11 protein-coding genes are annotated in these 15,492 nt (G+C 75.2%); 9 read left to right on the forward strand and 2 right to left on the reverse strand.

What is annotated here, in order from left to right; genetic code table 11:
* Positions 1-184: 184 nt before the first annotated feature.
* From ACIHEI_RS03935 to ACIHEI_RS03970, 8 genes are all read left to right on the forward strand, one after another.
* Complete coding sequence (locus ACIHEI_RS03935; RefSeq protein ID WP_387636983.1) at positions 185-1,027, forward strand: ABC transporter ATP-binding protein; 843 nt, start codon at positions 185-187, stop codon at positions 1,025-1,027.
* Entirely contained in the window at positions 1,027-1,890 is an 864-nt protein-coding gene (locus ACIHEI_RS03940; protein ID WP_387636980.1) for an ABC transporter permease, read from the forward strand. The genes ACIHEI_RS03935 and ACIHEI_RS03940 overlap by 1 nt, the downstream gene beginning before the upstream one ends.
* A 294-nt stretch (positions 1,891-2,184) precedes the next feature.
* Positions 2,185-5,232, forward strand: a complete 3,048-nt coding sequence (locus ACIHEI_RS03945; protein WP_396605467.1) for an amino acid adenylation domain-containing protein — start codon at positions 2,185-2,187, stop codon at positions 5,230-5,232.
* A 10-nt stretch (positions 5,233-5,242) separates the two neighbouring features.
* Positions 5,243-6,499, forward strand: coding sequence for a nucleotide disphospho-sugar-binding domain-containing protein (locus tag ACIHEI_RS03950; RefSeq protein ID WP_396605468.1), 1,257 nt, complete (start codon positions 5,243-5,245; stop codon positions 6,497-6,499).
* Positions 6,499-7,746, forward strand: coding sequence for a nucleotide disphospho-sugar-binding domain-containing protein (locus tag ACIHEI_RS03955; protein WP_396605469.1), 1,248 nt, complete (start codon positions 6,499-6,501; stop codon positions 7,744-7,746). Before ACIHEI_RS03950 ends, ACIHEI_RS03955 begins: the two co-directional genes overlap by 1 nt.
* A 15-nt stretch (positions 7,747-7,761) precedes the next feature.
* Positions 7,762-8,499, forward strand: a complete 738-nt coding sequence (locus ACIHEI_RS03960; RefSeq protein WP_387636970.1) for an NAD-dependent epimerase/dehydratase family protein — start codon at positions 7,762-7,764, stop codon at positions 8,497-8,499.
* Positions 8,500-9,313: 814 nt separating this feature from the next.
* Positions 9,314-10,474 (forward strand): nucleotide disphospho-sugar-binding domain-containing protein, encoded by a 1,161-nt coding sequence (locus ACIHEI_RS03965; RefSeq protein WP_396605470.1) that lies wholly within the window; start codon positions 9,314-9,316, stop codon positions 10,472-10,474.
* Positions 10,475-10,580: 106 nt separating this feature from the next.
* Positions 10,581-11,813 (forward strand): nucleotide disphospho-sugar-binding domain-containing protein, encoded by a 1,233-nt coding sequence (locus tag ACIHEI_RS03970; protein ID WP_396605471.1) that lies wholly within the window; start codon positions 10,581-10,583, stop codon positions 11,811-11,813.
* 105 nt (positions 11,814-11,918) lie between these two features.
* Here ACIHEI_RS03970 and ACIHEI_RS03975 read toward each other — a convergent pair whose 3' ends face one another.
* Both ACIHEI_RS03975 and ACIHEI_RS03980 read right to left on the reverse strand, forming a co-directional pair.
* Positions 11,919-13,130 (reverse strand): nucleotide disphospho-sugar-binding domain-containing protein, encoded by a 1,212-nt coding sequence (locus ACIHEI_RS03975; RefSeq protein WP_396605472.1) that lies wholly within the window; start codon positions 13,128-13,130, stop codon positions 11,919-11,921.
* Position 13,131: 1 nt separating this feature from the next.
* Positions 13,132-13,746 carry a dTDP-4-dehydrorhamnose 3,5-epimerase family protein gene (locus ACIHEI_RS03980; RefSeq protein WP_387636960.1) on the reverse strand — a complete coding sequence of 205 codons (615 nt, stop codon included), beginning with the start codon at positions 13,744-13,746 and terminating at the stop codon, positions 13,132-13,134.
* Between the two features lie 164 nt (positions 13,747-13,910).
* Here ACIHEI_RS03980 and ACIHEI_RS03985 point away from each other — a divergent pair, with 164 nt between their 5' ends.
* Complete coding sequence (locus tag ACIHEI_RS03985) at positions 13,911-14,921, forward strand: NAD-dependent epimerase/dehydratase family protein (RefSeq protein ID WP_387636958.1); 1,011 nt, start codon at positions 13,911-13,913, stop codon at positions 14,919-14,921.
* The last annotated feature ends 571 nt before the right edge of the window (positions 14,922-15,492 follow it).

Here is a 15,492-nt window from a genome sequence, read left to right on the forward strand (position 1 = left end):
TCCTCGGCTCCTCGAACAGGTGTCAACTGACGGACGCAGACGGTCCGTCGGCGCGCTGGAGCCGCCCTCGGCGGCGGCTGGAGCCGGGTCGTCCGGCCGCTCCAGCGGGCTTCGAGCGGTACCCGAGGTGCGGTCGTTAGCGTCGGCGTCGCCACCGCCCATGACCCCGGAAGGATCATCCGTCATGTCCGAATTCGCCATCCACGCCAGGGGACTGCGCAAGCGGTACGGCGACACGCTCGCGGTCGACTCGGTCGACCTGGACGTCCGGCACGGCGAGATCTTCGCGCTGCTGGGCCCGAACGGCGCGGGCAAGACCACGACCACCGAGATGCTCGAGGGCTTCCGCACCCGCGACGGCGGCGAACTGAACGTGCTCGGCGAGGACCCCGGCAAGGCCGGCCCGGCCTGGCGCTCGCGGATCGGCATCGTGCTCCAGGGCTCCAAGGACTTCGCGGACCTCACCGTCGCCGAGGTGGTGCACCACTTCACCGCCTACTACCCGCAGCCGCGGGACGCCGACGAGGTGATCGAGGCGGTCGGCCTGACCGAGAAGCGCAAGACCCGCGCCGCCTCGCTCTCCGGCGGCCAGCGCCGCCGCCTGGACGTGGCGCTCGGCATCATCGGCAATCCCGAACTGCTGTTCCTGGACGAGCCCACCACCGGTTTCGACCCCGAGGTGCGGCGCAAGTTCTGGGCGCTGATCGCCGGTCTGCGCAGCACCGGCACCACCATCCTGCTCACCACCCACTACCTGGACGAGGTCGAGTACCTGGCCGACCGGGTCGGCGTGGTCACCTCCGGCCGGGTGGTGGAGGTCTCCACCCCCGAGCGGCTCGGCGACCGGCACCTGGCGCCCGCCACCGTCCGCTGGATCGGCGCGGACGGACCGCAGGAGATCCAGACCGCCACCCCCACCCGCACCGTCTCCGAGCTGGCCGCCCGCTTCGGCGGCGAGGTCCCGGAGCTGACGGTGACCCGCCCGTCGCTGGAAGACGTCTACCTGCAGATGATCGGAGACCGGTGATGGAAGCGACCAGGACGCCCGCGGTGGCCACCGCCACCACCGCCGGCCGGGCCCGCACCGCGGCCGGGCCCGCGCTGCTGAGGATCGCCGCCGCCCGCGCGGTGCTGGAGATCCGCGGCTTCTTCCGCTCCCGCGGCCAGATGATCCTCACCTTCTCGACGCCGATCGTGCTGCTGATCCTGTTCAGCGCGATCTTCGGCGGCAAGGTCGAGGGCACCGACCTGCAGATGTCCCAGCTGTACTCGACCGGCATGCTCGCGGTCGGCGTGATGTCCACCAGCTTCCAGACGCTGGCCCTGCAGGTCGCCGCCGAGCGCCGCAACGGCGCGCTCAAGCGGCTGCGCGGCACCCCCATGCCGCCGGTCGCCTACTTCCTCGGCAAGATCGCCATGGTGCTGGTCTCCAGCCTCGGCCAGGCCATCGTGCTGATGGTCATCGGCTCGCTGTTCTTCGGCCTCAAGCTGCCCACCGACGTGACCAGTTGGCTGACCTTCGGCTGGATCTACCTGCTCGGCATCTCCGCGTGCAGCCTGCTCGGCCTGGCCTTCTCCTCGCTGATCGGCGGCGAGGAGGGCGGCGGCCCGATCGTGATCCTGCCGTTCATGGCGCTGCAGTTCATCTCCGGCGTGTTCGTGCCGTTCCAGACCCTGCCGCACTACCTCCAGCAGATCGCCTCGTTCTTCCCGCTCAAGTGGCTGTGCCAGGGCATGCGTTCGGTGTTCCTGCCGGACACCTACCTGTCCCAGGAGCTGGCCCACTCGTGGGAGCTCGGCCGGGTCGCGCTGGTGCTCGGCGGCTGGGTGGTGGTCGGCCTGGTGATCTGCCTGACCACCTTCCGCTGGAAGACCCGCCACGACGGCTGAGCCGCCCCGTCCCCACACGTACGACACCGTCCCCCACACGTACGACACCGTCCCCCACACGTACGACACCGGCCCGCCGGGGCAGACCGCCCCGGCGGGCCTCGCCGTGCCCGCGCCCGGCCCGGAGCTCCCAGCGGGATTCGAGCAGCCGTCGTCCGGGCGGCAGCAGGCTGATGGCCGAACCGGCATGGGCCGTGCGGCCGGTGTCGACCCGCGGACGAAACAGGAGAGCACGAGATGGCGAACCCGGTGCAGCCGGATCCGGCTCCAAGCCCCTACCGACGGGGCGGGACCATGCACGACCTCTTCCGGTGGAGCGCCGAGCGCACCCCCGGCGCGACCGCCCTGGTGGACGGCGAACGGCGGATCGGTTACCGGCAGCTCGACGACGCCTCCGACCACTTCGCCGCCGCCCTGGAGGACGCCGGCGTCGGCCCCGGCCGGATCGTCCCGCTGCTGCTGCCGCGCGGCCCCGAACTGGTGGTCGCCATGCTGGCCGTGCTCAAGCGCGGCGCCGCGTACGCCGCGCTCGACCCGCGCTGGCCCGCCGACCGCACCGCCGGCCTGGTCGCCCAGCTGGACGCGCCGCTGCTGGTCACCGACCTGCCCGGCGACTGGCCGGTCCCGGTGGCCGCTCCGCCCGCCGACCCGGCCGCCCCGCCCGCCGGACCGCAGCGCCGCCCCACCCCCGTCGAGGTGCGCGGCGAGGACGTCAGCACCGTCTTCTTCACCTCCGGCACCACCGGCGCCCCCAAGGCCGTGCTCTCGCCGCACCGCGGCACCGTCCGGCTCTTCGACGACTGCGCGTTCTCCGACTTCGGCCCCGGCAGCGCCATCCTGCAGATCGCCGCCGCCCCGTGGGACGGCTTCACGTGCGACTGCTGGGGCGCGCTGCTGTGCGGCGGCAAGGTGGTGTTCACCGACTCGCTGCTGATGCCCGACACCCTGCGCGCGCTGATCGCCGCCGAGGGCATCACCCACGGCTTCATCACCACCTCGCTGTTCAACATGATCGTCGACGAGGGCGTGGACGCCTTCGCGGGCCTGCGCAAGGTGCTGATCGGCGGCGAGAAGGTCTCGCCCCCGCACGCCCGCCGCTTCCTGGAGCGCCACCCCGGCATCCCGCTCGGCAACGGCTACGGCCCGGTCGAGTGCACCGTGTTCGCCACCGAGTACGAGATCACCGCCGCCGACTGCGACTCCCCGGACGGCATCCCGCTCGGCCACCCGCTGCCGCACACCGAGGTGTTCGTGCTGGACGGCGACCGGCTGTGCGCGACCGACGAGGAGGGCGAGCTCTGCCTGGCCGGCGACGGTCTCGCGCACGGCTACCTCGACCCGGAACTGACGGCCCGCAAGTTCACCGAGGTCACCGTCGAGGGCCGCACCGTCCGGGTCTACCGCACCGGCGACCGCGGCCGGCGGCGCGCCGACGGGCTGCTGCGCTACGGCGGCCGGATGGACCGGCAGGTCAAGATGCGCGGCCTGCGGATCGAGGTCGAGGAGATCGAGGCGCACGCCGCCGCCGTCCCCGGCGTCGCCGACGCCGTGGTCGTCCCGGTGCTCGACCCCGGCGGCGCGTGCACCGCGCTGAACCTGTTCTTCACCGCCCTGGGCACCCCGCCGCTCGACCCCGACGGCCTGCGGGCCGCGCTGTCCGCGGCCCTGCCCGGCTACCTGGTGCCCGCCCGGCTGATCCGGCTGGAGCGGATGCCGCTCACCGCCAACTCCAAGCTCGACCGCAAGGCCCTGGACGCCCTCGCCGCCGCCCCGGACGCCCCCGAGGAGGCCGAGGAGGAGACCGCCGACCCCACCGAACGCGCCGTCGCCGAGGCCTTCGCCGCCGTCCTGCGCCGGCCGCACGTCCCGCTCGCCGCCTCGTTCTTCGACCTCGGCGGCAGCTCGCTGGACGCCGCCCGGCTGTGCGCCCGCCTCGGCGCGCACGGCCACGCCGTGGTGGCCGCCCAGCTGTACCGCACCCCGACCGTGCGCACCCTCGCCGCCTGGCTCGACCGGGCCGATCCCGCCGCGCCCGCCGCCACCGGCCCCGCGCTGCCCGCCGGTGCCGTCGAACTCACCTCCATGCAGGACGTGTTCCTGGTGCTCGACGACATCTCGGTGTCCGCCTGGCGGCTCGACGGCGACCTCGACCCGGCCGCGCTGCGGGCCGCCGCCGGCGACCTGCACCGCCGCCACCAGGCCCTGCACGCCCGCTACCAGGCCCGCGGCCGCTCCGTCGCGGTGCTGCCCGAGCAGCCCGGCGAGGCCGAGTTCGCACAGCTCCCCGACGCGGACGGAGCCACCGCCGCCGCCCGGGCGCTGCGGGCCCACCTGGCGAGCCCGCTGTCGGTCGGTGCCGGCCGGATCTGGCGCACCGCCGCCGTCCGGATCCGGGAGACCGGCAGCTGGCTGATCGGCGTCGCCGTGCACCACATCGCCTTCGACGGCTGGTCCCAGGCGTTGCTCGCCGAGGACCTCTCCACCGCGTACGCCGCCCGGGCGCGCGGCGAGCAGCCGGTCTTCGCCCACCCCGCCGGCACCCTCGCCGAGGCGGCCGAGGAGCACCGCCGGCACCTCGCCCGGGTTGACCTGGACGCCCAACGGGCGTTCTGGCGCGAGGAATTGACGGGCCTCGCGGCGCTGGAGCTGCCCGGAGCGCAGTCGGTACGCGTCGCGCCGCTCGGCCCGGTGCGCACCGACCGGATCCGGCTGACCGCCGAGCAGCGCGCCCGGCTGGAGGAGGCCGCCCGGGAGTCCGGCAGCACCCCGTTCACGCACTGGTACGGCGCGCTGGTCGGCGTGCTGCGCTCGCTGACCGGGCAGGAGGACGTGACCGTCGGCGTGCCCGTCGCCCGGCGCGGCGGCCCGCGGATGGACGCCACCGTCACCACCCGCGTCGACCTGCTCTGCCTGCGGGCCCGCCCCGGCGGCGGGGACCTCGCGCAGGTCGTCGGCCGGGCCCTCGCCCACCAGGAACTCCCGTTCCGCGACGTGGTGATGGCGCTCGCACTGGCCGGCCAGGACATCGGCCGGCTGCTGGCCGTGCCGCTGTTCGTCCTCCAGGACAACGCGCTGCCCCGGCTCACCCTGCCCGGCCTGCCCGCCACCCCGCTCGACCTGGACGAGGAGCAGTCCGCGCAGGCCCTGGTGATCGAGGTCGGCCCGCTGCCCGACGGCGGCGCCGAGGTGACCGTCCGGACCCGCACCGACCTGCTCCCGGACGGCCTGGGCGACCGGATCGGCCGCGAACTGGTGGCAGCGGCACAGGAATTCGCGCGGCCCGCAGCAGCGGGTCGCGCCGGGACGGGACGCGTGCCGGCCGGCGCGGCGTCCGCGGTGTGAGGAGCGAGTCGTGCGGGTGTTGTTCACGGTGTCGGACTGGTTCGGCCACTGGTCGGCGATGGTGCCGCTCGGCTGGGCGCTTCAGGGCGCCGGCCACGAGGTGCGGGTGCTGTGCGCGCCCTCCCAGGCGGACGCGCTGACCCGGGCCGGACTGACCGCCGTCCCGGTGCTGGACGGCTGGGACATGGCCTTCCAGGGCCGGCTGCAGAACTACTTGAACGCGGGGAAGGGCCTGTGGTCCTACCCCGAGCCGCCGCCGCACCCCGTCACCGGGCAGCCGCTGGCCGATCTCGCCGACTTCGACCTCGGCGGCTGGTTCGGCGCGAACCTGCCCGCCCTGGCCGAGCGCGCCCGGCAGTCCACCGACGCCGCCGTCGCGTACGCCCGCCGCTGGCAGCCCGACGTCCACGTCCACGACCTGGTCAGCATCGAGGGACTGCTGCTCGGCCGGGTGCTGGACGTCCCGTCCGCCATCCACCTGTGGGGGCCGGCCGGGACCGACGAACAGGAGCCCGGGCTGACCCTGGTGCCCGTCGACATGAGCAAGTCCTTCGAACGGTACGGCGTCGGCGAACCCGGGTTCGAGCAGGTCACCCACGTGATCGATGCCAACCCGGCGAGCCTCGCCCCCGCCGTCCAGGGCGCCGAACGGCTGCCCGTCCGGTTCGTCCCGTACAACGGTCCCGGCGCCGAGCCGGACTGGCTGGCCGGGCTGCCCGAGCGGCCCCGGGTCTGCGTGGTGTGGGGGACCTCGGTGTCCGAGATGTTCGGCGAGGTGTCCTTCACCGTGCCGCAGGTGATCGAGGAACTGGCCGCGCTGGACGTCGAGGTGGTACTCACGCTCACCGGCGCCGACCGCGAACGCCTCGGCGAACTCCCGTCGAACGTCCGCCTGTTGGAGCGGGTGCCGCTGCACCTGCTGCTGCCGCACTGCGACCTGGTGGTGCACCACGGCGGCGCCGGGTGCGTGATGACCGCACTCGCCGCCGGCACCCCGCAGCTCGCCCTCACCAACGGCGTCGAACAGCGGCTGAACGCCGACCGGATCGCCGCCGCCGGGGCGGGCCTCGGCCTGCCCAACGCCGGCCTGGAGGCCGGAGCGGTCCGCGCGGCCGCCGCCGCACTGCTCGGCGACCCCGCCCACCGGGCCGCCGCGAGAAGGCTGCGCGAGGAGAACGACCGGCGGCCCGCCCCGGCCGAACTGGTCAGCGTCCTGGAGGAGTTGGCCGCCGCCCGGCAGCCCGCCACGGTCGGCGGTGGCCGCTGATGCGGGTGCTGTTCACCGTCTCCGACTGGCCCGGCCACTGGTCCGCGATGGTGCCGCTCGGCTGGGCGCTGCAAGGCGCCGGCCACGAGGTGCGGGTGCTGTGCGCGCCCTCGCAGACCGAGCCGCTGACCCGGGCCGGACTGACCGCCGTTCCGCTGCTCGGCGGCTGGGACATGGCCGTCCAGGGCCGGCTGCAGAACTACGTCTCCGCCCGGGACGGCCAGTGGCGGTTCGCCGAACCCCCGCCGCACCCCGTCACCGGGCAGCCGCTGGCCCGGCTCGCCGACTTCGACCTCGGCGGCTGGTTCGCCCAGTACCACCCCACCCTGGTCGCCGACGCCACCCGCTCCACCGACGCCGCCGTCGGCTACGCCCGGCACTGGCAGCCGCAGCTGGTGGTGCACGACCAGCTCAGCATCGAAGGGCCGCTGGTCGGCCGGGTGCTCGACGTCCCCGCCGTGCTCCAGCTCTGGGGCCCGGTCGGGCCCGCCGACGAGGGCGAGGGGCTGATCATGCTGCCGCCCGACTACAGCGGCGCCTTCCGCCGCCACGGCGTCGGCGACCACGGGCCGCAGCACTACACGTACGCCATCGACCCCTGCCCGCCCGCCGTCGCCCCGCCGCTGCGCGGCGCCGCCCGCCGGCTGCCCGTCCGGTTCCTGCCGTACAACGGTCCCGGCGCCGAGCCCGGCTGGCTGGCCGGGCTGCCCGAGCGGCCCCGGGTCTGCGTGGTGTGGGGGACCTCGGTGTCCGACATGTTCGGCGAGGTGTCCTTCGCCGTCCCCAAGGTGATCGAGGCACTCGCCGCGCTGGACGTCGAAGTGGTGCTCACCCTGACCGGAGCCGACCGCGAACGGACCGAACGCCTCGGCGAACTCCCGTCGAACGTCCGCCTGTTGGAGCGGGTGCCGCTGCACCTTCTGCTGCCGCACTGCGACCTGGTGGTGCACCACGGCGGCGCCGGATGCGTGATGACCGCGCTCGCCGCCGGCACCCCGCAACTCGCCCTGCCCAACGGCCTCGACCAGCACCGCAACGCCGAACGGATCACCGCCGCGGGCATCGGCCTCGGCCTGCCCAACGCCACCGCCCGGGCCGACGACATCCGGACGGCCGCCACCACCCTGCTCGGCGACCCCGCCCACCGGGCCGCCGCGAGATGGCTGCGCGAGGAGAACGACCGGCGGCCCGCCCCGGCCGAACTGGTCCGCACCCTCCAGGAGCTGGCCGCCGTCGCCGCCCGCTGAAGGGACACACAGACAATGCACATCGTGGGAACCGGGTTTCTCGCCCGCAGCCTCACCCCGATCGCCGACGCCCACCCCGACACCGTCGTACTCGCCGCCGGCGTCTCCTGGGCCTCCGGCACCTCCGACACCGACTTCACCCGCGAGGCCGACCTACTGGCCGACACCGCCCGCCGGTGCGCCGCCGACGGACGCCGACTGCTGTTCTTCTCCACCGCCTCCACCGGCATGTACGGCAACGCCCACGGCCCCGGCCGGGAGGACGAACCCGTCGAACCCTGCACCCCCTACGGACGCCACAAGCTGGCGCTGGAACGGCAGTTGCAGGACTCCCGAGCCGAGTACCTGATCCTCCGCCTCGGCCACCTGGTCGGCCCCGGCCAGCCCCCGCACCAGCTGCTGCCCGCCCTGCTCCGGCAGGTCCGCTCCGGCGCCGTGCAGATCCACCGCGGCGCCGCCCGCGACCTGATCAGCGTCGCCGACGTGATCACCGTCATCGACCGGCTGCTCGGCCGCGGCCTGCGCGGCGAAGTCGTCAACGTCGCCTCCGGATTCGCCGTCCCCGTCGAACGGATCGTCGACCACCTGGAACAGCGGCTCGGCCTGCACGTCGACCGCGGATACGCCGACTCCGGGGCCGCCCAGCACGCCATCGCCACCGACCGGCTGGCCGCCCTGGTGCCCGACGTAGCCCGGCAGTTCGGGCCCGAGTACTACCGGCCGGTGCTGGACACCTTCCTGGCCGCCGCCTGACGGAGCGCGCGGCTGCCGTGCGCGGGCAGACGGTCAGGCCCACGGCCGGGCCTGCCGCGAAGGTCTGCCCGGAGGCGCCCGGTGGCCACCGGGCCGGCCGGGCCACCGGGTGCGGGAACCGGCCGGCCCCGCAGGACGCAGGCCGGGACGGGTGCCCGCCGTTCGCCCCGAGCGGCCCAGCCACCCCCATCAGCCGGTCCGGCCCGAACGCGCCCGCGCCGGAGCCGTCGGGCGCCGCTGCGGTGCGACGGCATCGCCTTCCGCGCGGCCCGGGTCGGCATCCCGGTCTGCCCGGCCCACTGCGTGTCCGGGTCGTGCAAGCCGCCACCTGCGCCGGCCGTTGCCCGCCGCTGTGGTGTGGCGGCATTGCCTTCCGCGCGGCTCGGGTCGGCATCCCGGTCTGCCCGGCCCACTGCGTGTCCGGGTCGTGCAAGCCGCCACCTGCGCCGGAGCCGTCGCCGCCGCCGTGGTGCGACGGCATTGCCCTTCGCACCGCCCGGTCCGGCGCCCCGGTCTGCCCGGCCCACCGCGTGTCCGGGTCGTGCAAGCCGCCACCTGCGCCGGCCGTTGCCCGCCGCCGTGGTGCGACGGCATTGCCCTCCGCACCGCCCGGTCCGGCGCCCCGGCCTGCCCGGCCCACCGCGCGTCCGCGTTGCGCAAGCCGCCACCTGCGCCGGAGCCTGCCGCCCGCCGAGCTTCGAGCCGGACCCGAGCGGCGGCCCGCACGCTGCACGCCAGCAGCCGTCCGGCGCCTCGCCGCCCGCGCGGGCGAAGCCGCCCGACCGCCCCCGAACGCCGACGAGAGGACACCGCCGTGCGCGTCCTGGTGATGGCCAGCCCCGTGCCCACCCACCTGCTCCCGCTCCTGCCGATCGCCTGGGCCGCTCGCGCCGCCGGCCACGACGTACTGGTCGCCGGACAGCCGGACCTGGTCGAGGCCGCCCGCGGCGGCGGCCTGTCGATCGCCGTGGTCGGCCACGAGCAGCGCGAGATCGAGGAACGCCGCCAACGCCGGGCGCTCGGCCAGGCCGACCCCGGCGGGGACGGCGGCGCGCGCCGCGAACCGCCGTGGAAGTCGCTCGCCGACCGCTGGCGGGCCCGGGTCGAGGACGTGCTGCCGGACCTGCTGCGGATCGCCGAGCGCTGGCGGCCCGACGTGGTGCTCGCCGACCCGCTCGAGTACGCCTCGCTGATCGTCGGCGCGGTGCGCGGCATCCCGGTGGTCCACCACCGGTGGGGCGTCGACTCGTTCACCAGCCGCGACTTCGACCGGATCCAGGAAGCCCTGGCCGGCATCTGCCAGGCCCACGGCCTGCCCGGCCTGCCCACCCCCGACCTGGTGCTCGACCCCTGCCCGCCCAGCCTCCAGCACCCGGACGCGGCACCCGCCCGCCCTGTCCGCTTCGTTCCGAGCAACGGCGTCGGCCTGCGACCCGACTGGGCGCCGAAGCCCGCCGGGACGCGCCGGATCTGCGTCTCGCTCGGCCTGCGCACCCTCGCCCTGGAAGGGCCCGCCGTGATCGCCGCCGCACTGCGCGGCCTCGGCTCGCTGCCCGGCGTGCAGACCGTCGCGACCGTTCCCGCCGAGCACCGGGCCGGCCTCGGCGAACTCCCCGCCTCGGTACGGCTGGTCGATCCCACGCCGCTCGACCTGTTCCTGGACGGCTGCGACGCCGTGGTCCACCACGGCGGCAGCGGCACCGGCCTGGCCGCGATCGCCCGCGGCCTGCCGCAACTCGTCCTGCCGCAGACCCCGTGGACCGCCGAGCACGCCGAACGCGTCACCGCCCTCGGCATCGGCCTGAGCCTCCCCACCGACGAGCAGCAGCGCGACCCGCACGCCGTGGCCCACGCCGCCGCCCGCCTCCTCGACGACCCCAGCTTCCGCACCGCCACCGCCCACCTGCGCACCGAGATCGCGGCCATGCCCACCCCGGCGGACGTCGTCACCACCCTCGCCGCCCTCGTTGGGTAGGCGTTGGCCTTCCGTCCGGGTTCGATCGTGGGTCGAGCGGGGCGCCGGACGCTGGGCCCGCGTCCGTCGTCGCGGCGGAGTCGAACCGAGCGCATGGAGGAGAACAGTGCGCGTCCTCTTCACCACCTGGGCCTCCCCGTCCCACCTGTTTCCGATGGTCCCGCTGGCCTGGGCGTTCCAGGCGGCGGGTCACGAGGTGCGGGTCGCTGTGCCGCCCAACTGCACCGCTCATGTGTCGGGGGCGGGGCTGACGCCGGTGGCGATCGGTCCGGTGCCCGGGGCGATGGCCGGGAGCGGGCAGGGGCAGGCGAAGGGGCAGTTGAAGGTCTGGCATTCGCAGCGGTCCTGGCCGGCCGACTGGCCGTTGCACCTCGACCGGTTGGACGAGGGTCAGCTCGGCCTGCTCCAGGCGCTGGTGGACCGGCAGGCGGTGACCGCCGAGGCGATGGTGCCCGAACTGCTGGAGTTCGCCCGGCACTTCGGGCCGGACCTGATCGTTCGGGACGCGGGCACGTACGCGGCCGCGGTGGTCGCCGACCTGCTTGGGGTGCCGCTGGCCAGCCACCAGTGGGGCAGCCCGGCGGTGCTCGACGTCGAGCACTCCGCGCCCGGGGGAGAGGCGTGGCCGGGCTACCGGGCGCTGTTCGAGAAGTTCGGCGCGCAGGTCGACGACGGCACCGGCGTATTCGTCGACCCGTGCCCGCCGTCCCTCCAACTTCCCACCCCGGCAACCCGGTTGAACACCCGGATCGTGTCGTACAACGGCCCGGGCGAGCTGCCCGACTGGCTGCGGAAGGAGCCGGAGGCGCCGCGGGTGTGCATCACCTGGGGAGTCACGGCGGGCAAGCTGGACCCGAAGTCCGCGTTGCCCGCGCCGCTGCTCGGCGCCGCCCACTCGCTGGCGGCGGCCGGCCTGGAGGTGGTGCTCGCCGTCACCGAGGCGCAGCGCGAGCTGCTGGGGGAGCTGCCGAGCGGCATCCGGACGGTGTCGATGCTGCCGCTGCACCTGCTGCTGCCGACCTGCGCGGCGGTGGCGCACCAGGGCGGTGGCGGCACCGCGATGACCGCGGTCGCGGCCGGCACCCCGCAGCTGATCCTCTCGCCGCGCCCGGAGCAGATGCTCACCGGCGACCGGCTGACCGGCGCCGGCGCGGCCCGGCACGTCCCGTACAACGAGCTGATCGAGGACGAGCGGGCCGGGCAGCGGGTGCACGAGGACGTGCTCGCGCTGGTCGAGGACCCGGCCCACCGGGACGCCGCCGCCCGGCTGCGCGAGGAGTCGCAGGCGCAGCCCAGCCCGGCGCGGACCGCGGAGCGGCTGCTCGAACTGGTGCGCTGAACCGACAAAGCTGAGCCGACGAAGCTGAGCCGACGAAGCTGAGCCGACGAAGGGGCGGCCCCGACCATTGCGGTCGGGGCCGCCCCTTCAGCGACTTCAGGGGACTCAGGCCACCGCGTCCACCAGCACCGCGACCCGCTCGGCGGGCGTCGGCTCGGCGAGCATCTCCTCGCGCAGCGCGGCGGCGGCCTTGCCGTACCGCGGGTCGTCCAGCAGCGCGGCGACCGAGGCGCCGATCACCGCCGGGTCGTGCTGCTCGCCGGGGGCGGGGAGCAGCCCGGCGCCGGCGTGTGCCAGCCGTTCGCCGATCTCGGCGGAGATCGGCACCTGCGGCAGCACGAGTTGCGGTATGCCGTGCGCGGCGGCGGTCAGGCCGGTGCCGGACCCGCCGTGGTGGACGACGGCCGCGCAGGTCGGCAGCAGCGCGGTCATCGGCAGCGATTCGGCGACCCGGACGCCGTCCGGCAGGCCGCCGAGCTTCCCGGCCTGGCCGGCGCCGACGGCCAGCACCACCTCGACGTCGAGTGCGGTGAGTGCGGCCAGTGCGCCGGTGAGGACGTCGGGCAGCCGGTCGGGGGAGACCTTGCCGCCGGACACCCCGGCGGTGACGCAGACCCGGGGGCGGCCGGAGTCGGTGTGCAGCCAGTCGGGCAGCAGGCCGGGGCCGTTGTACGGCACGTAGCGGACGGGGATGCGCCGGCGTGGCGCCGGGTCGGGCAGCCGCAGCGACGGCGGGCACGGGTCGAACCAGCCGATCGGCCCGCGCTCGGGGTCGGCGCCGTGCCGCTCGAACAAGTCGCGGTAGCCGGGCCGGAGTTCACCGTCCAGCCGGTCCGTCTCGATCCGGATCACGGTGGCGGTGCCCCAGGTGTGGCCGAGCGCGGGGACACCGAGGACGGCGGCGGTCAGCGGGCCGGCGAAGGTCAGCGAGTCGTGCACCACGACGTCGGGCCGCCAGGCGCGGGCGAACGCGATCAGGTCGTCGGCCATCGCGTCGGCGACGGTGAGCTGCTTGTCCGCCAGCGCGGCCAGCACGGTGCGGTGCCCGTCGTCCAGCAGCTCGGGGCGGGCGGCCCAGCTCTCGGGCCAGCGGCCGAAGCTGCGCCACGGTGCGAGGTCCACGCGGTTGCGGATCTGGGCGACCGCGACGTCCTGCCCGACCGCCACCCCGATCAGCCCGGCCCGGGCGACCGCGGGGGCGCTGGCCGGCGGGGTGGCGAACCGTACCTCGTGGCCCGCCGCCTGGCAGGCCCAGGCCAGCTGGACCAGGCTGTACAGGTGCCCGGGCTCCGCCCAGGTGGCGAACAGCACTCGCATGTCATCTCCTCGGTGGGCGCTGCCGCGCGTAGAGCGCGCGGCACTCGTCATAGGTGGACAGGACCCCGCGTTCGGTCAGCTCGGCCAGCGACGGCGCGCACCGGTCCTTCTCGGACAGCAGCGGTTCACCGTCGAGCCAGTTCTTCCACGGGATGTTCAGCTCGGGGTCGAAGGGCTGGATGTCGAACTGCGTCCCGGGGACGAACTGGGTGGAGCACAGGTAGCTGATGCAGGCGTCGTCGGTGAGCGCCACGAAGCCGTGCGCCAGGCCCTCGGCGACGAACACCGCGGTGCCCTCCTTGGCGTCGAGCACGGTGGTGACGTGCGTGCCGAAGGTGGGCGAGCCGAGCCGGACGTCGACCACCACGTCCAGCAGGACGCCGCGCACGCAACTGACGTACTTGGCCTGCCCGGGCGGGATGGTGACCCCGTGGATCCCGCGCAGCGTGTTGCGGGACGAGGTCGAGTAGTTCACCTGCAGTGGCGTGAACAGGTGGCCGGTCGCCTCGGCGAGCGCGTCGCGCTTGTACGACTCGAAGAAGTTGCCCCGGGAGTCGGGGTGTTGACGCGGGGTGATCCGATAGGCGTCGGGCACCGCGGTGGCTTGTATCCCCATGGGTGCGGACTGTAGGGAGCGCCGCTAGAGCACCGGTAGCGGCGGCGGCGAGCAGCGGCCCGGCCGTCCACCAGGATTCGAGCCGACTGCTGCACCATGCGGCGCGACCACGGAGAGGCACGCGGCGATCCGGCCGCGGGCCGATGCAGACGGAGGTGCCGACGGTGTCCCAGTTCGACGTGCGGAGCGCGGATCGACCACCGGCCGCCCAGGGCCGGCGGGTAGCGGTCCTCGGCGCGACCGGATTCGTCGGCCGTCGTGTCTGCCAGGCGCTCGCCGCGGCCGGCGCCCGGGTGTACGGGGTCGCGCGCAGCGCCGCCGGCGCCGCGGACTTCGAGCCGATCCCGCTCGACCTCGCCGCCACCTCGCCCGAGCGGCTCGCCGAGGTGCTGCGCAGCACCGGCGCCGACGTGGTGGTGAACGCGGCGGGCGCGGTGTGGGGTGTGACGGACCAGCAGATGGCGCAGGCCAACGCCGAGTTGCCGGAACGGCTGGTCACGGCGGTCGGCCTGCTGCCCGGGCGGCCGCGGGTGGTGCACCTCGGTTCGGTGCACGAGTACGGGCCGGGCCCGTGGGGCGTGGCCATCCCGGAGAGCCTGCCGCCCGCGCCGGTCAGCTCGTACGGGCGGACCAAGCTGCTCGGCACCGAGGCGGTGCTGGCCGCCGCCCGGGACCGCGGGCTGGACGGGGTGGTGCTGCGGATCGTCAACGTGTCCGGGCCCGGCACCCCGGCGGGCAGCCTGCTCGGCATGATCGCCGGCCGGCTCGCCGAGGTCGCCCGCGGCGGCCCGGGCGAGCCGCTGCGGCTCACCCCGCTGCGGGCCCGGCGGGACTTCGTGGACGTCCGGGACGTCGCCGACGCGGTGGTGGCGGCCGCCGTCGCGGACGCCCCTGGCGGGCTGGCCGGCCAGGTGATCAACATCGGCCGGGGCGAGGCCGTCGCGGTGCGCCGGCTGGTGGACCGGCTGATCGAGCTGAGCGGCCTGCCGCTGACCGTGGCCGAGGAGCCGGACACCGCCCCGCAGCGCGGCGCGGTGGACTGGCAGCAGGTCGACATCGGCAAGGCCGCCCGGCTGCTCGACTGGCGGCCGCAGCGCGACCTGGACACCTCGCTGCGCGACCTGCTGACCTCGACGCCGGGGCTCGTCCCGGAGCAGGAGGCGGTGGCCGGGTAGTCCGCCTTCCGCGCCGACTGACCTGCCAGGAGGCGGAGTTGTCGCCCGTCTGCGAGTGCCGCGCCGGCCGGTGCTTGCCCCGGAGTCGGAGGCGGTGGCCTGGTAGTCCGCCTTCAGCGCCAACTGAACTGCTAGGAGTCGGAGTTGTCGCCCGTCCGCGAGTGCCGCGCCGGCCGGGGCTCGTCCCGGAGCGGGAGGCGGTGGCCTGGTAGTCCGCCTTCAGCGCGAACTGACTTGCCAGGAGTCGGAGTTGTCGCCCGTCCGCGAGCGCCGCGCCGACCGGTGCTTGCCCCGGAGCCGGAGGCGATGCCCGCGCCAACTGGCGTGCCAGAAGCTGAAGTTGCTACCTATCCGCGAGTGCCGCGCCGGCCGGTGCTTTCCCCCGAACCGGAGGTGGTGGACGGGTAGTCCGCCTTCGGCGTGAACTGACCTGCCAGGAGTCGGAGTTGTCGCCCGTCCGCGAGTGCCGCGCCGGCCGGTGCTTGCCCCGGAGCCGGAGGCGATGCCCGCGCCAACTGGCGTGCCAGAAGCTGAAGTTGCTACCTATCCGCGAGTGCCGCGCCGGCCGGTG

The sequence above is a fragment of the Kitasatospora sp. NPDC051984 genome (assembly GCF_044593455.1).
In the GTDB taxonomy this organism is placed as follows: Bacteria; Actinomycetota; Actinomycetes; order Streptomycetales; family Streptomycetaceae; genus Kitasatospora.